21 protein-coding genes and 1 pseudogene are annotated in these 19,856 nt (G+C 61.9%); 9 read left to right on the top strand and 13 right to left on the bottom strand.

Annotated features, from left to right (window positions below; genetic code table 11):
• The first annotated feature begins 64 nt into the window (after positions 1-64).
• The 3 genes from BLR31_RS12965 to BLR31_RS12955 all read left to right on the top strand — a co-directional run bounded on the left by BLR31_RS12965 (position 65) and on the right by BLR31_RS12955 (position 2,902).
• Positions 65-949 (top strand): alpha/beta hydrolase, encoded by an 885-nt coding sequence (locus tag BLR31_RS12965; RefSeq protein ID WP_176762648.1) that lies wholly within the window; start codon positions 65-67, stop codon positions 947-949.
• A gap of 121 nt (positions 950-1,070) precedes the next feature.
• Positions 1,071-1,808, top strand: coding sequence for a DUF1013 domain-containing protein (locus BLR31_RS12960; RefSeq protein WP_090597013.1), 738 nt, complete (start codon positions 1,071-1,073; stop codon positions 1,806-1,808).
• A gap of 341 nt (positions 1,809-2,149) precedes the next feature.
• Positions 2,150-2,902, top strand: a complete 753-nt coding sequence (locus BLR31_RS12955; RefSeq protein WP_090597011.1) for a sulfite exporter TauE/SafE family protein — start codon at positions 2,150-2,152, stop codon at positions 2,900-2,902.
• Between the two features lie 9 nt (positions 2,903-2,911).
• On the opposite strand, the pseudogene BLR31_RS22040 reads toward BLR31_RS12955, so the two are convergent.
• Together BLR31_RS22040 and BLR31_RS12945 are read right to left on the bottom strand one after the other, a co-directional pair.
• Positions 2,912-3,406, bottom strand: a pseudogene (locus tag BLR31_RS22040) (arsinothricin resistance N-acetyltransferase ArsN1 family B).
• A 77-nt stretch (positions 3,407-3,483) separates the two neighbouring features.
• Positions 3,484-3,660: a YdcH family protein gene (locus BLR31_RS12945; RefSeq protein WP_090597009.1), complete on the bottom strand. Its 177-nt coding sequence runs from the start codon at positions 3,658-3,660 to the stop codon at positions 3,484-3,486.
• 148 nt (positions 3,661-3,808) lie between these two features.
• Between BLR31_RS12945 and BLR31_RS12940 the strand changes: the two genes are divergently transcribed.
• Both BLR31_RS12940 and BLR31_RS12935 read left to right on the top strand, forming a co-directional pair.
• Positions 3,809-4,024 carry a YdcH family protein gene (locus BLR31_RS12940; RefSeq protein WP_090597067.1) on the top strand — a complete coding sequence of 72 codons (216 nt, stop codon included), beginning with the start codon at positions 3,809-3,811 and terminating at the stop codon, positions 4,022-4,024.
• A gap of 70 nt (positions 4,025-4,094) precedes the next feature.
• Complete coding sequence (locus BLR31_RS12935) at positions 4,095-4,907, top strand: siderophore-interacting protein (protein ID WP_090597007.1); 813 nt, start codon at positions 4,095-4,097, stop codon at positions 4,905-4,907.
• A 125-nt stretch (positions 4,908-5,032) separates the two neighbouring features.
• Here BLR31_RS12935 and BLR31_RS12930 read toward each other — a convergent pair whose 3' ends face one another.
• Both BLR31_RS12930 and BLR31_RS12925 read right to left on the bottom strand, forming a co-directional pair.
• Complete coding sequence (locus tag BLR31_RS12930; RefSeq protein ID WP_483145420.1) at positions 5,033-5,440, bottom strand: GFA family protein; 408 nt, start codon at positions 5,438-5,440, stop codon at positions 5,033-5,035.
• Positions 5,437-7,713 (bottom strand): AI-2E family transporter, encoded by a 2,277-nt coding sequence (locus BLR31_RS12925; RefSeq protein WP_090597002.1) that lies wholly within the window; start codon positions 7,711-7,713, stop codon positions 5,437-5,439. Before BLR31_RS12925 ends, BLR31_RS12930 begins: the two co-directional genes overlap by 4 nt.
• A 174-nt stretch (positions 7,714-7,887) precedes the next feature.
• On the opposite strand from BLR31_RS12925, the gene purE reads away from it, so the two are divergent.
• From purE to rpsU, 3 genes are all read left to right on the top strand, one after another.
• Positions 7,888-8,352 carry a 5-(carboxyamino)imidazole ribonucleotide mutase gene (purE, locus tag BLR31_RS12920; RefSeq protein WP_090597000.1) on the top strand — a complete coding sequence of 155 codons (465 nt, stop codon included), beginning with the start codon at positions 7,888-7,890 and terminating at the stop codon, positions 8,350-8,352.
• Positions 8,345-9,445 (top strand): 5-(carboxyamino)imidazole ribonucleotide synthase, encoded by a 1,101-nt coding sequence (locus BLR31_RS12915; protein ID WP_090596998.1) that lies wholly within the window; start codon positions 8,345-8,347, stop codon positions 9,443-9,445. Before purE ends, BLR31_RS12915 begins: the two co-directional genes overlap by 8 nt.
• A gap of 153 nt (positions 9,446-9,598) precedes the next feature.
• Complete coding sequence (gene rpsU, locus BLR31_RS12910; protein WP_090597065.1) at positions 9,599-9,820, top strand: 30S ribosomal protein S21; 222 nt, start codon at positions 9,599-9,601, stop codon at positions 9,818-9,820.
• A gap of 250 nt (positions 9,821-10,070) precedes the next feature.
• On the opposite strand, the gene BLR31_RS12905 is transcribed toward rpsU, so the two are convergent.
• From BLR31_RS12905 to BLR31_RS12865, 9 genes are all read right to left on the bottom strand, one after another.
• Positions 10,071-10,409, bottom strand: coding sequence for a YciI family protein (locus BLR31_RS12905; protein ID WP_090596997.1), 339 nt, complete (start codon positions 10,407-10,409; stop codon positions 10,071-10,073).
• A 1-nt stretch (position 10,410) separates the two neighbouring features.
• Entirely contained in the window at positions 10,411-11,217 is an 807-nt protein-coding gene (locus tag BLR31_RS12900; protein ID WP_090596995.1) for an alpha/beta hydrolase, read from the bottom strand.
• 131 nt (positions 11,218-11,348) lie between these two features.
• On the bottom strand, positions 11,349-11,993 hold the full coding sequence (locus BLR31_RS12895; RefSeq protein WP_090596993.1) for a DsbA family oxidoreductase: 645 nt from the start codon (positions 11,991-11,993) through the stop codon (positions 11,349-11,351).
• 87 nt (positions 11,994-12,080) lie between these two features.
• Positions 12,081-12,704: a LysE family translocator gene (locus BLR31_RS12890; protein WP_090596991.1), complete on the bottom strand. Its 624-nt coding sequence runs from the start codon at positions 12,702-12,704 to the stop codon at positions 12,081-12,083.
• Between the two features lie 61 nt (positions 12,705-12,765).
• Positions 12,766-14,169, bottom strand: a complete 1,404-nt coding sequence (locus BLR31_RS12885) for an NAD(P)(+) transhydrogenase (Re/Si-specific) subunit beta (protein ID WP_090597063.1) — start codon at positions 14,167-14,169, stop codon at positions 12,766-12,768.
• A gap of 8 nt (positions 14,170-14,177) precedes the next feature.
• The gene (locus BLR31_RS12880) at positions 14,178-14,558 is read right to left on the bottom strand and encodes an NAD(P) transhydrogenase subunit alpha part 2 (RefSeq protein WP_425287243.1); all 381 of its coding nucleotides are present in this window, start codon (positions 14,556-14,558) and stop codon (positions 14,178-14,180) included.
• A complete protein-coding gene (locus BLR31_RS12875) occupies positions 14,480-15,970 on the bottom strand; it encodes a Re/Si-specific NAD(P)(+) transhydrogenase subunit alpha (RefSeq protein ID WP_090596987.1) in 1,491 nt (496 codons plus the stop codon). Before BLR31_RS12875 ends, BLR31_RS12880 begins: the two co-directional genes overlap by 79 nt.
• 63 nt (positions 15,971-16,033) lie before the next feature.
• On the bottom strand, positions 16,034-16,207 hold the full coding sequence (locus BLR31_RS12870; RefSeq protein WP_090596985.1) for an aa3-type cytochrome c oxidase subunit IV: 174 nt from the start codon (positions 16,205-16,207) through the stop codon (positions 16,034-16,036).
• Between the two features lie 41 nt (positions 16,208-16,248).
• Positions 16,249-18,054 carry a M3 family oligoendopeptidase gene (locus tag BLR31_RS12865; protein WP_090596984.1) on the bottom strand — a complete coding sequence of 602 codons (1,806 nt, stop codon included), beginning with the start codon at positions 18,052-18,054 and terminating at the stop codon, positions 16,249-16,251.
• Positions 18,055-18,261: 207 nt separating this feature from the next.
• Here BLR31_RS12865 and BLR31_RS12860 point away from each other — a divergent pair, with 207 nt between their 5' ends.
• Entirely contained in the window at positions 18,262-19,746 is a 1,485-nt protein-coding gene (locus tag BLR31_RS12860) for a sigma-54-dependent transcriptional regulator (RefSeq protein WP_090596982.1), read from the top strand.
• Positions 19,747-19,856: the final 110 nt, after the last annotated feature.

Below are 19,856 nucleotides of genomic sequence, written 5' to 3'. Positions count from 1 at the left end.
GGCTTGCGACGATTCTATGACAACTGGGGACGCGCCAGTGTTTGGACTTTTGATTGACGGTGGAATGACACAGTCTGCTGTACGCGTGGTTGGCGGCATCGCCATCATATCCCTGGTTCTTTACGGCCTCGTCGTCGCATTTGCTTACGCGTTTCAGCGCGAAATGGTATTTCCCCGGCGCTTTGTGAACGCCGCGCCATTTCAGGCCATGGTTGGGCCCGAGTTCACCCGCATTGCCCTGGCGACGCCCGATGGCGAACTTCTCAAGGGTTACTACAAGCCACCCCATCGCGGCGCGCCTGTGATCGTTGCCTTTCACGGCAATGGCAGCGTGCCCGAGCCCATGGCAGTGCGCTTCGGCAGCGATCCCTGGGCGCAGCAGGGGTTCGGGGTTTTGACCTTCGCGTATCGCGGCTATCCCGGCTCGACCGGCACGCCCTCCGAAGAGGGCCTTCTGATCGATGCGGAAACCGCCATTGCCTATGTGCGCGAAAAGGCGCCCGACAGCCGGCTGGTGCTGATGGGCCATTCGCTGGGGACCGGTGTGGCTGTGGCCATGTCCGAGCGCCATTCATCGATCGGGCTGGTGCTCGAAGCGCCCTTCTCGTCCCTGCCCGACGTCGTGGCAGCCACAATGCCGTTCCTGCCCGGCCAGTTGATGCACGACACATTTCTCTCGACGCGCCGTATCGCTGGGGCGCAGGCCGATTCGATCGTCATCATTCATGGCGAACGCGACACCGTGGTGCCGGCCTTCCTGGGCCGCAGGCTTTATGCGGCGGCGCCGCATGGGGTCTTCATGTCCGTTGAGGATGCCGACCACCTCAATTTGCGCGGCGTGCGCGACAGGGAGGTGCTCGACATCCTCAAAAACGGCTATGCCGTCGAGCCGAGCCCGCTGAGCGAACCGGTCGGCAGTCCCGATCCGCTGGAAACCGGGGCTGTGTGATAGTGCATTGCATGAGGGCGGCTTCCGCCCTATATTGCACACCAAATTCCCCCTCATTTCCATATTGGCGAGGCGGGCGGACCGGCAAAAAACCGGGCCGCAGCACAGGAGAGATTTACCCATGGCCACCAATTTGCTGATGCCGAAGGCGACCGCCGTCTGGCTCGTCGAAAACACAGCGCTTTCGTTCAAGCAGATCGCCGATTTCTGCACGCTGCATCACCTTGAAGTTCAGGGCATTGCCGATGGCGATGTCGCCGGCGGCATTCGCGGCGTCAACCCTATCCAGAACGGTCAGTTGACGCGCGAGGAGATCGTCAAGGGCGAAGCCGACGAGAACTACAAGCTGAAAATTTCCGAGCCCAAGGTGAAGGTTGCAGCGCCCAAGCGTCGTGGCCCGCGCTACACCCCGACCTCGCGTCGCCACGAGCGTCCCAATGCCATCAAATGGCTCGTGCGCAACCATCCAGAACTCAAGGACGCCCAGATTATGCGGCTGGTGGGCACCACCAAGTCGACGATCGAATCCGTGCGCGAAGGCAGCCACTGGAACACCGCCAATCTGACGGCCATGGACCCGGTGACGCTGGGCCTCTGCAGCCAGATGGAACTGGACATGGAAGTGCGCAAGGCCGCCCGCGCCGCCGGCATCACCGAGGACGCGCCCGAGGGCACGCGCCTGATGACCGCCGAGGAAGCCCTGAGCCGTGCGCCGCACGTGCCCGAGGAAGGCGAAGAGGTTTACGAGCGCCACAACGCCGACGAGTACAAGGCCGATCGCGAGGCCGAATCGGTGTTTGCCAAGCTCAAGTCGCTCAAGGGCGCTGATGCGGATGCCGATGAGGACGATCGGCGGTAGCGAGAAGGTGCTCTGGCGTCGGCGGGTTAGCTACTGACGCGGAGCATACTGGGTCCCGGCGCAACGCCGGGATGACGGTAGTGATTGAGGGGGAGATTCGGGGTCTAAGCAAACGCAGCATGGCCCCCTCGCCCTCAGCTAACCCTCTCCCCAAGGGACAGGGAGTCGCGCGGTGCCTCTTTAGGCGAGTGCTTATTTTGAAGCGTTTAGGCAAGACTGAGCCCTCTCCCTTTGGGGAAGAGGGTGGCCGGTAGGCTGTTGAGGAGGCCTTGAGCGGCGGGCGGGGGCACCATAAGGTCCCTTTCCAATACTCGCCTCTCCTGCTCCGCCCTTAGGCTCTCATGTTCGACCCCGTATTTTTTGCCGTAGCCGCCTTCGCGGTGCTTTTGGTGGGCCTGTCCAAATCGGGGCTGGTGGCGAGCCTGGGCGTAGTCGGGGTGCCGCTGTTGACGCTGGTGATGCCGGCGCGCGATGCAGCAGGGATGATGCTGCCGCTGCTCATCATCATGGATATCATTGCCTTGATCGCCTATCGGCGTGAGGTCGACTGGCGGATTTTCTGGATATTACTGCCGGGCGCACTGGTCGGTTCGGCGATTGCCTGGGGGCTTTCGGCGGTGGTAAGCGAAGCCATGGTGCGGCTGGCCATCGGGTTGATCACGCTATTGTTCGTGCTCGATGCCTGGCTGCCATTGCGCAAGAAACTGGCGGGGCTGAAACCCTCGCGGACCTGGGGCACGTTCTGGGGCTCGATTGCGGGGTTTACCAGTTTCATCAGTCATACCGGTGGGCCGCCGGTGCAGATCTACATGCTGCCCATGCGCCTGCCGCCGGCGCTTTTTGCCGGCACGAACGCCGTGTTCTTTGCCGTGGTCAACGCTATTAAAATTCCGCCCTATTTCATGATGGGTCAGCTATCGGTTGCCAATATGCAGGCGGCGCTGCTGCTTGTGCCGGTGGCGATCGGGGGGATGCTGATCGGGGTCTATCTCGTGCGGCGCATCGATCCGGCGCTGTTCTACAGGGTCGCGTATGTGATGATCTTCCTGCTCTCGCTCAAGCTGATCTATGACGGGGTGGTCGGCATATTGTGACGGAGGCGGTTACAGGCGCTTCTGCCACCAGCCCGTATCGATCCAACGCCCGAATTTGAACCCGACATCTTTGTAAATGCCAACCGACGTAAACCCCATCGCCTCGTGAAGAGCGATGCTGGGCGGATTGGGCAGGCTGATCCCCGCGAAAACCATCCGAATGTCCTGAGCGCCGAGGCGCTCGAACAGTTCACCGTAAAGTCTGCGGCCAATCCCCTGACGCTAGGCAGAGGCATCGAGATAGATAGAGACATCTGCTGAAAATCGATATGCCGTTCGTGACCTATGGGAGGTGCCGTAAGCGTACCCCACAGGAACACCACCGCGTTCGGCAACCAGAAACGGATAGCTGTTCGAGATCTCCTCGATACGACCTGCCATTTGCGTAGCGGTTGGGGGAACGTCTTCGAAGGAAAATGCCGTGTCGCGCACATAGGGTGCGTAAATCGCTGCGATGCCAGCAGCGTCTGAGGTGACCGCAGACCGGATGACCAGTTCTTCCATAAGAGGTGCTGCCTGTAAAAAAGGCCGCGACTTTCGCCGTGGCCTCACAGATCACGCATGATGGTGCGCAAACTCTGTTAGTGGGCGACCTCGCCATGGGCGCGGGTCATCTGGTCTTTGAGTTCGAGCTTTTTGCGCTTTAGAGCGGCGATCAGCAGCGCATCACGGGCTGGATGGCGCATTTCTTCGCTGATCTTGCGTTCCAGATCCTGGTGCCGTCGCTCCAGTGAGGTGATGTAGGTCTGTGAGGTCATAGTCACTCCTTTCATCGATGGACGACAATATCGTCACATTCTTTGCCGGCTTTGTCCAATGGCAAATCTGTGGCAAGAATGGGTGGTGAAAACGACCGACTCCAAAGGGTTGACCAGAGGTTAACCTGTCCTTCTGGGAATGATGAACATGCTGCGACTGGACAGGGAAGTTGAGGCCAGGCTGGGTCTGGAATTGGCAACCAAGCGCCAGGAGCACGCCGACCTCGACGCCGCGATCAACACGCTGAGCGCGTCGGGCATCGGCGATGCGACGCTGATCCAGCGATTGAAAAAGCGCAAGCTGGCGCTGAAAGACCGCATCGTCCAGATCGAGCGCATCATCCTGCCGGACATCATCGCCTGAACTCAAGGTAAGTTGACTTATCCAATCATCATTTGTACGCCGAGGCGGTATCAATGGGATTGCACTCACGATGTCAGCTCTGGAACGCGGGGCCAAAAGGGTCCGTCACGAACTCAAATTCCGCATCGGCACCGTGGTGTCGAGCGAGCGGATAACGCCCAAGATGGCACGGATCACGCTCAGCAGCGAAGATTTCGCCTCCTTTGTTTCGCTGGCCTATGACGACCATTGCAAGCTGTTCTTTCCCGAAACCGGCCAGAGAAGCTTTCCTACCCCGGAACGCGGTCCGGATGGATTGATTTTCCCGGACGGCATGCGCCCACAATCGCGGGATTACACACCGCGTGCCTACGACACTGACGCCAAGCTGCTGACGCTCGATTTCGTGCTGCACGGCGACGGCCCGGCCTCGAGCTGGGCAGAGGCGGCCAAGCCGGGCGATACCATCGGGGTTGGCGGACCGCGCGGGTCGTTCGTTCTAGAAGGCGAATTCGACTGGTATCTGCTGGTTGGCGACGAGACCGCCCTGCCCGCCATCGGGCGCCGGCTCGAAGAATTGCCACGAGACGCCAAGGCGCTGGCGGTGATCGAGGTGTCGGACGAGAGCGAAATCCAGGCGATCGACGCGCCGGACGGAGCGCGCGTCCAATGGCTCAGCCGGGGTGGTGCGCAGCCGGGCGATGCAGCGCGGCTTCTTGCGGCGGTCAAGGCGCTGAGCCTGCCGGAGGGCGATGGCTATGTGTTCGTGGCGGGCGAGAACAGGATGAGCAAGGCCGTGCGGGAATATTTTGTCGATGAGCGGGGCCACGACCCCGACTGGATCAAGGCGGCCGGCTATTGGCAGGCGGGCGCAGAGGATTTCGACGACGGGCATGCCCACTAATATTCAGGTGATGGTGGTCTGCGAGCGGCGATTTCCTGCGCTTCCGGTACTCGCGTACCAAATGTACGCTCCGTTCCGGTTCTCGCAAACCACCGCTCTCGACTCACCCTGACCTGAATCTAAACCTACTTTAGGTCGGTACGGTCAGTGGTTTGGCGATCGTGGTCGTAGTGGTGGTTGAGCCGGAATGGTGGCAGCCAGGCTTCGCGGCGCGACACAAAGTTTTCGTAGGTTGGGGTGAATTGGTCGGGCGCATCAAGCGCGCCGACATGCACTTCGATTTCATCGTCACTGATCGCAAAAACCGATGAGCCGCATTTGGGGCAGAAATGACGGCCCTGGAACGCGTTGGTTTCGCCAGTGACGGTGACGCGATCGATCGGGAATATCGCGGCAGCGTAAAACAGCGCGCCGTGGTGTTTGCGGCAATCAAGGCAGTGGCAGACACCGACCCTGTAGGGTTGCCCGGTTGTCGTCATGCGCACATTTCCGCAGAGGCATCCGCCGGTGGTCTGTCGGGGATCACCGGTCAATCGATGGCTTCCTTTTCCTGCGCCTCCTGCCGGGCGATGAGTTCGCGCAGTTCAGATGCCAGCCTTTGCGCACCGGCCTCGATCCTGTCGATTTCGCTGTCCTCGTAAACCCGCGGCTCCTGATCATAGACAGCGAGCACCGCGCCAAGATCGGTATCATTGAGCCGAACGGCGACCCCGGCATAGGCGCGGACCCCGCTTTCGACGACACCGCGCAGATGGCTGAAATCGGAATGCTGCAAATCCTCGATCGAAAGCGAGCCGGTGCCGTCGAGCACCTGATGGGCGAGATGCTCGGCATGCGCTGCGACGCGGCCGTCTTCCCTGTCGTCGGACAGCGGCACGAAGGTGACCATGGCGACCGTGGCGCCCAGATCCTGCGCCAGCTTGCGCAACAGGGTCGATACGTCAGGATCGGCCGCGGCTTGAGACGATAGTGCGCGTGCGCTCATGCGGAGATTGACGAGAGCCGATTCACTGACGACAGGCGTTGCGGTTTCTTCGCCAAGCGCGGACGCGATGGCGTTGACCGCGCCGCTGACCGTTGTCGCCAGCACGATCTGATCATCCGGATTGCGCTCCGAGCGCCGCGCATTGGTGTGGAAATAGGCGCCGACGATGGTGAGGGTTTCCTTGAGACGCGTCAGGCGCCTTGCGGCATAGCGGGCATAGATTTCGGGCTTTTCCCCGAGATAGCAAAGACAGACTACATCGGTGGCGCTGAGGTCGATCTGGGCGATGCCCTCCTTGCGGAGCGCCACGGGCGCCATGATGCGGACCTTGTGGCCCATGGCCCGGATGCGTTCGCCCACCATAAGCGCCATGGCGTGATCGAGCTCTGTCTTGCCACCGAATACGGTAACCCGCGCGATACCGTCGCCCTGATCGGTTTCTTCGGTTTCCTCGATCGCTTCGATGACTTCGGCCAGCGTATCGACGACCCGATGGCGATGGCTGGGATCGGCAAGATCGCCTGCGATATCGGCCTGGGCAAGCTGAAGCGCCGGCTGGGCGATGTCGTCGTAAAAATCCACGATCCCGGACTCTTCGATCTCGCGCTCGGCGAGTTCGGTCGCTTCCTCGACATTGCCCGAGATGAGGCGCTGATAGAACCTCTCGCGCGGCAAGAGAACCGGCGCGCTGCCTAGAAGCGTTTCGATGAAGCCCATATGGGGCACATAGCGGGCCATGACGACGATACAGACGGTCAAGGGCATCGATACGATAAGCCCGATCGGTCCCCAAAGCGTTGCCCAGAACATGGCGGCCAGAAGGACGGCGAGTGGGGTGAGGCCCGTGGAATTGCCGTAAAGCCTGGGCTCGATGAAATTGTTCGAGATGACTTCCAGCAGCAGATAAAGCCCGATAACCCCGAACAGCATGGTCCAGCCCGGATCGACGGCGATCGAGAGCAGGATGGGCACCGAAGCGATGACGATGGTGCCGACAAAGGGAATGTAGCGGAAGATGGTGGCCAAAAGGCCCCACAGGACCGCGTTGGGGACGCCGAGGATGAAGAGGCCAAGCCCGAACAACGTGCCATAGGCGATGTTGACCGACGCCTGGGCCAGAAGGTAGCGCCCCACACGCGTGCTGGCCTCGTTCATGGCCTCCGTCGACGAGCGCAGGTCGCCGCGGCTGGCGAGTTTGAGGAAACGGTCGCGCAGTTCCTCGCGCTCGAGCAAAAGGAAAATCAGAAAGATCGTGGCGATCAGGGCCGTCGCCAGGGGGCCGACGATTGAAAACAGCACCGATTGGGCGGTTTCGAGCGAGCTCATGCCGTTGTCGACGATGACGACGGGCAGCGGCTCGCCCTCATCGATGGAGAAATCTTCGGCCGCACCACTCATTTGGGCGCCGAGATTATCGACGGTGGAGACCAGCCGGTCGATCACCCGACCGCCGCCGAATGTTTCCTGCAAGAGCCGCAGCTTTTCGTTGATCGTCGCCTGATAGCGCGGAAGGTCGGACGCCAGAGACAGAAACTGCGAGAAGGCTAGATAGGCGATGCTGCCCAGAAAGCCGATGACGGCGAGAACCGAAACTATGACGGCAACCACGTGGGGGACTTTGACCCGCCGCAGCGCATTGACGACAGGCCCGAGCGCAAAGGCCAACAGCACCGCCATGACCAGGGGCACAAAAATACCGCGCCCCAGATAGAGCACGGTAACGATCAAAACGAAGGTCAGAATGGCCGCCAATGGCTGTCCCGCGAGAGGGGGATTGCCAAGCGGCGGTTGCGCCGACGGCGCCGGCGATGTCTTGTCCATTTGTGGTTCCCAACGGCCCCCAACCGGGCCCGGCAGCACAACGTCGCGCAGGGTCTTTTCGTTCCGCACGCCAGCGGCACCGAAGCTTGAACGGGCGGGGGATTTCCGCTACAGCCACCACTCAACCAATCGAGGGACGGGCTCTTGGTTTCTTCTCCCCCTATCGCCATCGTCATGGGCAGCCAATCGGACTGGCCAACCATGCGGTTTGCCGCCGAAACGCTCGAGGCCCTGCGGGTCGATTATGAAGCGCGGATCGTATCCGCGCATCGGACACCACTGCGCATGGTCGATTTTGCGACGACGGCGCGCGACGATGGTTTCAAGGTGATCATCGCCGGAGCCGGCGGCGCAGCGCATCTGCCGGGCATGATCGCGGCGATGACCACCCTGCCCGTTCTGGGCGTACCGGTGGAATCCAAGGCGCTGAGCGGTCTCGATAGCCTCTATTCCATCGTTCAGATGCCGGGCGGCGTGCCGGTCGGGACGCTGGCCATCGGCAAGGCCGGTGCGATCAATGCGGCATTGCTTGCCGCCTCGATCCTGTCGCTGAGCGATGAAGATCTGGCCGAGCGGCTGGCCGCATGGCGCGAGCGGCAGACTCAATCGGTTGCGGAGTTTCCCAAGGACGATGACTGAATTTCATCCGCTGCGGCCCGGCTCGACCATCGGCATTCTGGGCGGGGGCCAATTGGGCCGCATGCTGTCGCTGGCGGCCAGCCAATTGGGCATGAAGACCCATATCTTTTGCCCCGACGCCGAGAGCCCGGCCTTCGACGTGACCCCCAACAAGACCGTGGCCGGTTATGATGATGTGGCGGCCCTCCGCGCCTTTGCCGGCGGCGTCGATGTCGTGACCTATGAGTTCGAGAACGTGCCCCTGGCGACGGCGAAGGTGATTGCCGAGCACACGCCTCTGTTCCCTGGGCCGCGCGCGCTGGAAGTGAGCCAGGACCGCCTCGTGGAAAAGCGCTTCCTGACCCAGGCAGGCATTGCCGTTGCGCCCTATCGCGCGGTCACGCGCCGGGATGATCTGGACAGGGCCATCGCCGAAATCGGCCTGCCCGCTGTGCTCAAGACCACGCGGCTCGGCTATGACGGCAAGGGGCAGCGGACGTTGCGCACGCAAGAGGATGCCGAGCGCGCCTTTGGCGAGATCGGCGGGGTGGAGCTGGTTCTCGAGGGCTTTATCGGGTTCGAGCGAGAAATTTCGGTGATCGTGGTGCGCGGGCGCGACGGAGCGATCGTCAGCTACGATCCGGCCGAAAACGTCCATGTCGACCATATTCTCAAGACCTCGACCCTGCCGGCATCGATTTCCGCCGCGGCTGCTGAAAAAGCCAGGGCTATGGCTGGCGAGATCGCGAGTGCGCTCGATTATGTCGGGACGATGGGGGTCGAGTTCTTCGTTGCCTCCGATGGGGATGCGCCGCAGCTGCTCGTCAACGAGATCGCGCCGCGGGTGCACAATTCCGGGCATTGGACGCAGGCCGTGTGTGTCACCGACCAGTTCGAGAACCACATCCGCGCCATTTGCGGCTGGCCGCTGGGCGATACGACGCGGCTGGCGGACGTGGTGATGGAGAACCTCATCGGGGCCGAAATCGCCGATACGGCGAAGCGCACGGGGACCAAAGGTCTCCAGCCGCATGTCTATGGCAAGGCCGAGGCGCGGGACGGACGCAAGATGGGGCACCTCAATCTCGTGACACTGCCGAACGCCCGGAATTGAGCGCTTCCTGCGGCTCCAGAGTGGACAGACCGCGACTCTTCTGGTAACAACCGCGTCCACGGTGACCGGCATGTGTCGGTCGGCGCCAGCGTCCTATTGACCGACGGCGTTTGATATCAGCCGAAAATTTAACTGAAAGGGCGGGTGTTCCGCGTGCAAGTAGTCGTTCGCGATAACAATGTCGATCAAGCGCTTCGGGCGCTGAAGAAGAAGTTGCAGCGCGAAGGTGTGTTTCGCGAGATGAAGCTGCGCAACTATTACGAGAAGCCTTCCGAAAAGAAGGCACGGCAGAAGGCTGAGGCGATCCGCCGGGCCCGCAAGCTTGCTCGTAAGCGTGCTCAGCGCGAAGCAGGTATCACCACAGCGCGTCGCTAGCTTTTCTGCGATATTGGAACGAATTTGCATTGAAACGCCGTCCCTCGGGGCGGCGTTTTACTGTGTGGGGGTGGGCTTCAACGACCGCTCACCCCAGGCCTCTCCCCCAAGGGAGAGGGAGTCGCACGGCGGCTTTTGAAGGGTGTGCCTATCCACTAGCATCAAGGCAAGACTGAACCCTCTTTCTTGGGGGAGAGGGTGGCCGGCAGGCCGTTGAGGGGGGCCTTCAGCGCGGATGGGCTTGGCCTGACTACATCCCCGGCATGTCGAGGATGGGCATCACTTCGACGGCTTCGCCGGGGAAATGGGTGAAGTGGGCGTGGTCGCGGAACATTTCGGCGGCGTCTTCGAGGGTTGGGGCGTCCACGATGATGTAGGCGGCCGCTGTGTTGGTGGTCTCGGTGATGCCGGCGGGGGATACCTTCAGCGTCCGGCCCAAGGGGCCGCCGGCGTCGAGGATGTATTTGTCGTTTTTCATCATCCAGTCGCCCCAGGCCTTCATGCCTGCCGCCTCATCGACGCGGCCTTCGGCCTGCGCCTTTTCGGATGCACTTGCCGTGCCGGTATAGATCGCCAGAAATTTTGGCATTTCAGCCTCCCTGCTGTGTGTCCGTAAAGAACGCTTGGGCGCGCTCCCAGATCCCGCGTGCCCAGAGATCACCGTGGTCGGCGCCCTCCTCGATCCAGATGTCGTAGGGGTTCGGCACTTCGGCGTAAAGCCGTTCGCCATTGCCGACGCTGACGGTGCGGTCGGCTGTGCCGTGCGCCACAAAGACGGGTTCATCGACGGCGGCGATCCAATCATTAGAGCGGAACTGATCGAGCATCAGCCAGGCGACGGGGGCATATGGGTAGCGCTCTGCGGCGACGCTGACGGCGGAATAAAACGGGGTTTCGAGCAGCAGGGCCTCTGCGTCGCGCTGGCTTGCCACCCAGACGGCGGGTGACGCGCCGAGCGAGCGGCCCCAGATCGCGATACTGTCCTGGCGTTCCGCGAGCCAGTCGAAGGCGGCGATGGCGTCGGCGAGAATATTGTCCTGGGTGATGGTGCCGGGCGAGAGCGGGAAACCGCGATAATCGACCGCGAGGAACCCGTAACCGGCATCGACAAAAGCCGTAAAACGCGCGTGCTCGGAGGAAAAGCTGCCCGAATTGCCCTTGAGGTAGAGGATGGTGTCCATGCCGTCATCCGGCGGGGCGTACCAGCCGGTGATGGTTTCATTCTCAGTGGTTGGGATCGTGACGATCTCGGCGTCGAGCCCGATCAGTTCGGGGTCGAACACTTCGCCGGTCGGGTTGAAAAAGAAGGCGCGCTGGTTGGCATAAAGATAGGCAAGCAGCCCGCCATAGACGATGACCACGAGGGCGACGACCCCGATAACGATGCGTTTGAGCATGGACGCCCTCTCTGCGAATTATCACAGTGATAGCGCCCGGAAGGGCTAATCGTCCAGCACGGCGCTTGGAGTAAATGCAGGCTGCCCCCCGGGCACATGTCCCGGGGTGACCGATCGGTGGGTTGGCGAACTCAGTTCAACGCTTCTTCGCCCAGCGCGACGCGGAAGGCGCGTTGAAAGACGTCGAGCGGCTGGCCGCCGGAGATGGCGAACTGGTTGTTGAAGATGAAGAACGGTACGCCATTGATGCCCTGCTGGCTGGCGGAAACCGCCATGGCCTTGGTGGTGGCGGCTTCAGTTTCGTCATTGAGGAGTTTGACCGCTGCGTCACGATCATAGCCGTGCGCGGCGGCGATATCGGCGAGGAGATCGTTGTCGGTGATGTCCTGGCCCTCAAGGAAGTAGGCGGCGGCGAAAGCCTTAGCCAGGGGGTATTGTTGTTCCGGTGCGGCGAGGCGGATCAGGGTGTGGGGCTTGATCGTCGGATAGCTCATAGGCTGTACGGAAAGGTCGAGCGGCACGCCGGCGTCGTGCGCGGCGGCTTCGACACGGGCCTGCATGGCGGTGATATCGCCACCATATTTGGCGCTCAGCCGTTCTTTGGTGTTCTGGCCCGCTTCCGGGGTCGAGGGATCAAGGAGAAAGGGGTGGTGGAGGATTTCGACCTCGACATCATCGGGAAGTGTCGCCAGAGCCTGATCGAGGCGCGCGGTGCCGATGAGGCACCATGGGCAGACGATGTCGGTGAAAAGGTCGATGCGGATCGATTGGGTCATAGGGCGTCCTTTGCGTTAAACGCAAGATGGCGACCCGGTTCCCTATCGGCAAGTACGCACAGCGGTGTAACCAGAACAATTGCGGTTTCAGCCGCGCGTGGCGATCAGCATCCAGAGCGCGATGGCGACGAGAAGGAGGCCGAAGACAAGCCCGAGCCTTTGGCGGTGTTGCGGCTGCACGAACAACGGCTGCAGGGCGGAAGCGCCGAGCACGATTGCCGAATGAACCAGCGTTGCGGCAAGGACATAGATGGCGGCGAGGAGGCCAAAGCCCTCGGCGCTGGCGCCGTCGGGGAGGAAATTGGGCAGCACTGTGAGATAGAAGGCTGCGGCCTTTGGGTTGAGGAGATTGGTGATGAGACCGCGGCGGAAGAACACCCAGTTCGAGACGCCCATGGCATGGTGTTCGATGGGCCGACGGGCATCGCGCCAGCAATCATAGCCGAGCCAGATAAGATAGAGAACGCCCGCCCAGCGGATGACCTGATAGAGCCAGTCGATCTCGCTGATTAGCGCTGCCAGCCCCAAAGCTGCCAACGCGCCAAGAACCGCAAGGCCCAGCGCGACGCCGGCGACGGCAAAGAGGCCCTGCGCCCTGCCCCGATCGACGCCGAGAATGGCGAGATAGGCCATGTTGGGCCCGGGCGTCAGCTCGATGGCGATCGCGGTCGCAAAGAACGCGGCGATGGTGGCGGGGCCGAGCGTGTCCATGCCCTAGACATTGGCAGGAGCCGGGAAAAAAGAAAGGGCCCCGAAGGGCCCTTTTGATCGATCAGTGGTGCATCGATTTGACGATGGTCTCGGTGACCTTTTTGGCGTCGCCGAACAGCATCATCGTGTTGTCGCGGAAGAAGAGTTCGTTCTGGACACCGGCGTAACCGGCGGCCATGCCACGCTTGATGAAGAGGACCGTGCCCGCCTTTTCGACGTCGAGGACCGGCATGCCGTAGATCGGCGATGTCTTGTCGGTCTTGGCCGAGGGGTTGGTCACGTCGTTGGCGCCGATGACGAAGGCCACGTCGGCCTGAGCGAATTCGGAGTTGATGTCTTCGAGTTCGAACACTTCGTCATAGGGAACGTTCGCTTCGGCCAGAAGCACGTTCATATGCCCCGGCATGCGGCCCGCAACCGGGTGGATGGCATATTTGACTTCGACGCCTGCGGCCTTGAGCTCATCGGCCATCTCGCGCAGCGCGTGCTGAGCCTGGGCAACGGCCATGCCGTAGCCTGGGACGATGATGACTTTCGAGGCGTTCGACATGATGAACGCGGCATCTTCCGCCGAACCCTGCTTGACCGGGCGCTCATCGACACCACCGGCCGCAGCGGCGGCATCGTCACCGCCAAAGCCGCCGAGGATTACCGAAATAAAGCTCCGGTTCATGGCCTTGCACATGATGTAGGACAGGATCGCGCCCGAGGACCCGACAAGCGCGCCGGTGATGATCAGCGCAGTGTTGCCGAGCGTGAACCCGATGCCAGCGGCGGCCCAACCCGAATAGGAGTTGAGCATGGAAACGACGACAGGCATGTCGGCGCCCCCAATCGGGATGATCATCAGCCCGCCAAGGATCAGCGCCAGAACGGTGATGGCCCAGAAAGCGCGGGTATCGCCGGTGACGGAGAAATACCAGACCAGGGCCACGATGGCAGCGGCAACACCGATATGGATCAGGTGACGGGCCGGCAACAGGATCGGCTTGCCGCTCATGCGGCCATCGAGCTTGGCGAACGCGATCACCGAACCGGTGAAGGTGAACGCACCGATCGCGGTGCCGATCGACATTTCGATGAGCGCCTGGACGTGGATGTGCTCAGGCGTGCCGATGCCGAAGGCAACGGGCGCATAGAGCGCTGCCGCCGCAACGAAGACAGCAGCGAGACCGACCAGCGAATGGAAGGCAGCGACGAGCTGGGGCATGGCCGTCATGGGCACACCGCGCGCGATGAACGCGCCGATGCCGCCACCGATGGCAAGGCCGCCGAGGATTAGAACCCAGGAGAACGGATCGGTAGGCGCTGCGATGGCCAGCGTGGTCAAGACGGCGATCAGCATGCCGATCATGCCGAACCGGTTGCCGCGCCGCGCCGTGGTGGGCGACGACAGCCCCCGCAGCGCGAGGATGAACAGGACCCCTGCGATCAGATACAGAAGGGCCGCGATATTTGCAGAGATCATTTCCCCTAGCCCTTCTTCTTGTACATCGCCAGCATGCGCTGGGTGACGAGGAACCCGCCAAAGATATTCACCGACGCCAGGATCAGCGCGACAAAGCCGAACCAACGGGCCGGACCTGGCTCACCGATCGAGCTGACGCCGACAGCCAGTAGCGCGCCGACCACGATCACCGAGGAGATCGCGTTGGTCACTGCCATGAGCGGGGTGTGAAGGGCGGGAGTGACCGACCAGACAACATAATAGCCGACAAAGATCGCCAGAACGAAGACCGAGAGAAAGAAGAAAAAGGGATCAACAACACCGCCCATCATGCATCTCCATCTGTCTTGGCTGCCGGGGTTTTGGTTGCCGGCTTTTTCGCTGCAGGTTTTTTGGTGGCCGGCGATTTGGGCGCGGCCGCTTTGGCGGCAGGCTTTGCGGCAGCCTTGGGTGCTGCCGGCTTTGCGGCAGGCACCGCTACCGCGCCAGCCGTCGCGACCTTGGCGGCTGCTGGCTTACCGGTGGCGCCGGTCTTGGCGGGCGCCTTGGGCTTTGCAGCAGTTTTTGGGGCCGGCGTCTCCGCGACAACGGGTTTGGCAGCGGCTGATGCGCTGACGGCGCCGGTCTTGGCTGGGGCTTTGGGAGCAGCAGGCTTTTTGCCAGCCGCCGGTTTTGTAACCGGCGCGGCAGCGGCGGCACCGGCGAAATTGGTGTGCACCACAGCGCCGTCGCGGGTCAGAAGCGTTGCCTTAACCAGTTCGTCTTCCCAATCGATTTTGAGCGCCTTGGCGTCCTTGTCGATCATCGTTTCGAGGAACGCATAGAGGTTTTTGGAATAGAGCTGGGAAGCCGTGGCCGAGATCTTGCCCTGAAGGTTGAGCGTCCCGATGATCGTCACGTCCTTGTGGACGACGGTCTGGCCCGGCACGGTCAATTCGATATTACCACCGCGTTCGGCGGCCAGATCGACGAGGACCGAACCCGGCGCCATGGATTCGACCATGGCCCTGGTAATCAGTTTTGGCGCAGGACGGCCGGGGATCAGCGCCGTCGTTATGACGATGTCCTGCTTGGCGATGTGACCGGCGACGAGTTCGGCCTGAGCGGCCTGTTCGTCCTTGGTCAGCTCGCGGGCGTAACCGCCCGTGCCCGAGGCATCCTTGAGGGCGTCGGTCATGATGAACTTGGCGCCGAGCGAAGCGACCTGTTCGGCGGCGGCGGCGCGCACGTCGGTGGCCGAAACGGCAGCGCCGAGGCGCTTGGCCGTCGCGATAGCCTGAAGTCCGGCAACGCCGGCCCCCATGACGAAGACTTTCGCGGCGCGAACGGTGCCGGCGGCGGTCATCATCATCGGCAGCGCGCGGTCATAAACCATCGAGGCTTCGATGACGGACTGATAGCCGGCGAGGTTGGCCTGGCTCGAGAGGACGTCCATGACCTGAGCGCGGGTGATGCGCGGCATCAGCTCCATGGCAAACAGCGAGACGCCCGCCTTGGCGAGCGCGGCCAGGGCCGGCTCGTTGCCGTAGGGATCGGCGATGGCGAGAACCAACGCGCCCTTGGCGGCACCGGCAAGCGTCGCCGCATCCGGGCGGCGCACGGCAAGGATCACGTCGGCGCCCTTGATGGCGGCAGCGGCGGTCGCCTCGACGGACGCGCCGGCGTCCTTATAGTGCTGGTCGAGGATGCGAGACGCTTCCCCTGCCCCTTTTTCGACGCTGACCGTGGCGCCCAGACCGATGAGCCGGGTCACTGTCTCGGGCGTCGCTGCGACGCGGGTTTCTCCACCCACGCGCTCGCGCACTACGGCTATTTTCATGAAACCTTCCCTCTCATGGCCCACACCAATGGCAGACCATCCCCTTGGGTCGAGCTGCTATTGCTAGTGGATAAAGATGAAGTACAGGGCGATCAGCAAAATCACATTGCCGATGATGCCCCATTTGGTCCAACCCATGAAGGCTTCATAGGTCTTGGCGTGTTCTTCGAAGTCCTTGGCCTTCTGAGCCTCGGTAACGGGTTTGTCGGAATAGGATACAACCATTTCGTCGGCCATTAAGTCTTTCCCTGGCTAATGTGGACCTTGGATTTGCCCCTTTAGGGCTGAGTTTGTTCGAGTTCGTCAATGAGTCTTTCGATCATGGACAGGCCCAGCGCCCAGAAGTCGGGATCGCGGGCGTCGAGACCAAAAGGCGCTAGAAGTTCGGAATGGTGCTTGCTGCCCCCAGCGCTCAACATGTCGAAATAGCGCTCGGCAAAGCCGTCGCTGGACTTTTCATACTGTGCGTAGAGCGAGTTCACAAGGCAATCACCGAACGCATAGGCATAGACGTAGAAGGGCGCGTGGATGAAGTGTCCAATATAGGTCCAGAAGGACTTGTATTCGTCAGGCAGGCTGATGCCGGGGCCCAGGCTTTCAGCCGAGGTTTCCATCCAGAATTTATCAAGCTCTTCGGCGCGCAATTCACCTTCGCGGCGCGCGAGATGGACCTTGCGCTCGAAGGTATAGAACGAAATCTGCCGCACAACGGTGTTGAGCATGTCCTCGATTTTCGAGGCGATCAGAGCGAAGCGCTGTTTGGGATCGGTTGTCTTGTCGAGAATGGCGCGGAAGGTCAGCATTTCACCGAAAACGCTCGCCGTTTCGGCAAGGGTCAAGGGCGTGGGGGCCATCAACTCGCCCTGACTGGCGGCAAGGCGCTGGTGGACGCCGTGGCCGAGCTCATGGGCCAGCGTCATCACGTCGCGGGTGCGGCCCATATAGTTGAGCATCAGATAGGGGTGCACCGTCGTAACCGTGGGATGCGCGAAGGCGCCGGGGGCCTTGTTGGGCTTCACGGGTGCATCGATCCAGCCGCTGTCAAAGAAGGGCTGGGCGATCTCGGCGAGCTTTGGGGAGAACTGGCCATAGGCGTCGAGCACCGTGGTCTTGGCGGTTTCCCAGTCGAAGACGCGATCGTCGGAGGTCGGGAGCGGCGCGTTGCGATCCCAGGGATCGAGCTTGTCCTTGCCGAACCACTTGGCCTTCATTTGGTAGTAGCGGTGCGAGAGGCGCGGATAGGCATCGCGGACCGCCTTTTCGAGCGCATCCACCACTTCGCGCTCGACCGAATTGGCCAAGTGCCGGCTGTCGGCGACGTCGGTGTGGCCGCGCCAGCGATCTGAGATTTCCTTGTCCTTGGCCATCACATTGGTGATGTGGACGAAGAGGCGCTTGTTTTCGGCGAAGACTTTCGCCAGCGCGTCGAAGGCGGCGCGGCGCTTGTCCTCGCTCTTGTCGCTGAGGAGATGGAGCGTCTGTTCGAGGCCGAGGGTTTCGCCGGAAACGTCGAATTTCAGCCCCGACATGGTTTCGTCGAACAGACGGTTCCAGGCGGCGTGGCCGGTGACGTATTTGTCGTGGAAGAGTTCTTCGACACGATCCTCGAGCTGGAACGGGCGCGATTTGCGCAGCTCGGCAAACCAGGGCTTATAGTGCGCGAGCTCCGGGCTGGCCGCAAACGCCGCGTCGAGTGCGGCGTCGTCGATGCGGTTGATTTCCAGCGTGAAAAACAGCGTCCGGGTGGACAGCGAAGTCAGCTTGTCCTGCGTGTCACCAAGAAATTTGACGCGATCGGGATCGGCGGTGTTCTGGGCATAGTTGAGATAAGCGAACGAGCCGATGCGGCCGAACTTTTCGTCGAGTTTTTCGTAGCGGCGAACGGCATCGACGAGGCCGCCCGATTTGGCCAGATCGTCCAGCTTGCCCTTGTAATCGGCCTCGAACGCCTTGGTCTCGGTGTCGAGAAAGGCATGATCGCTCTTAAGCGCATCCGAGGAAACGCCGGGATAGAGGTCGGACAGATCCCATTCGGGCAGATTGCCGAACTGGTTGTGGGTCGATTGCGGGGCGGGAGAAGTCATGGGGCAAGGCTCCGACAGGCTCGGGTGTTTGGCGCGCACCTTAACGGCGGCGCCCGATACCGACAAGGCGGCACTCCGTCACCTGCCAGCCCGCCGGGGTAACTTAAAACCCTGTTAAGCGATCGGGCCTAACCTGACCCATAACGGCACAGTTTCGATTCGCGGCGTGCCGTGCGGTAGTTGAGAGTTTTGGAGACCCTCGCCCTTATGCACAAAGTCCTGATCGTCGACGATGACCCAATCCATTGTCGGCTGGCCAGCGAGGTCGTCTCGAAAGCCGGGTTTACTCCGCTCGTCGCCCATTCGGGTGTTGAGGCTATGGCGGTCTTGAAAAAGACCTCCGGGGTCGGCGCGATGATCCTCGATCTCGTGATGCCCGATATGGACGGCATGGCGGTGCTCGAAGCGCTCAAACGCGACGGACTGGCGCTGCCTGTGATCGTCCAGACGGCGCAGACATCGCTCGATACGGTGATTTCGGCGATGCGGCTTGGGGCCATCGACTTTTTCGTCAAACCCGTCTCGCCCGAACGCATCACGATTTCGCTGCGCAATGCGCTTAAACTCGGGACGCTGGAATCGTCCTTGAAGGCCGAACGGGCGCGCAAGGACGGCAGTTTTTCGTTCGCGCACATCATTACCCGCAGCCCGGCAATGGCGCGGACGATGAGCCTGGGCAAGAAATCGGCGGCCAGCACGATACCGGTGCTGATCGAAGGAGAATCGGGTGTTGGCAAGGAATTGCTGGCCCGTGCCATCCAGGGCTCGGGCGACAGGGCGGGCAAGTCGTTCGTAACCGTCAATTGCGGCGCCATACCCGCCAATTTGGTGGAATCGACGCTGTTCGGGCATGTGAAGGGCGCGTTTACCGGCGCCATCGCCGACGCGCCGGGCAAGTTCCGCGAAGCCCATAATGGCACGCTGTTTCTCGACGAAGTGGGGGAATTGCCACCCGAAACGCAGGTGAAACTGTTGCGGGCGCTGCAGGAGGGCGAGATCGAGCCAGTGGGTGCGTCAAAGCCCATCAAGGTCAATGTGCGGGTGATTTCGGCGACCAATCGCCGGCTGCTCAACCTTGCCAAGGACGGGCTGTTTCGCGAGGACCTTTATTACCGGCTCAACGTGTTCCCCATCTATCTGCCGCCTTTGCGCGAGCGCATGGACGACGTGCCGGCCCTGATCGATCACTTCATTGCCCGGTTTGCGGCCGAAGAGGGCCGGCGGGTGATCGGGATCGCGCCCGAGGCGCTCGATATGCTTTTGGGCTTTGATTGGCCGGGCAATATCCGCCAGTTGGAAAACGCTGTGTTTCGGGCTGTGGTTCTGGCCGAAAGCCCGCTGCTGGGGGTGGGCGACTTTCCGCAGATCGTCGTGGCGCGAGAGGGCCGCGAAGCGGCGCAGCGTCCGACGGCGCATGGGTTTACCCCATCCGAGCCGATCCATATCGACAATGCCCGCGCGCTGCCCCGCCTGCCCGAGCCCGACCGGACCGCACTGCCCGACAGGTTTCTCGATGGCGGAGGCAATCTGTTGCCGCTGGCCGAAATCGAGCGCGAACTGATTGCCTTTGCCATCGACCACAATGCCGGTCGCATGGCCCAGGTGGCGCGGCAATTGGGCATCGGGCGCTCCACACTGTATCGCAAGCTCAAGGAATACGGGCTGGAAGGAGACGAGGCCAATGTTGCGTGAATGCCGCACTGACGCACCTGCGCGCTCGACGACGGCGCACCCCAATTGGCCGGGGCTTTTGGCTTCGGTATCATCTCTTTTGCGCGGTGCTCGAAGAGATTCGTTTTTGA

The organism is Pelagibacterium luteolum, from assembly GCF_900100665.1.
In the GTDB taxonomy this organism is placed as follows: domain Bacteria; phylum Pseudomonadota; class Alphaproteobacteria; order Rhizobiales; family Devosiaceae; genus Pelagibacterium; species Pelagibacterium luteolum.
Note: the sequence above shows the minus strand (reverse complement) of the source record. Positions and strands in the feature narration are given on the sequence as shown.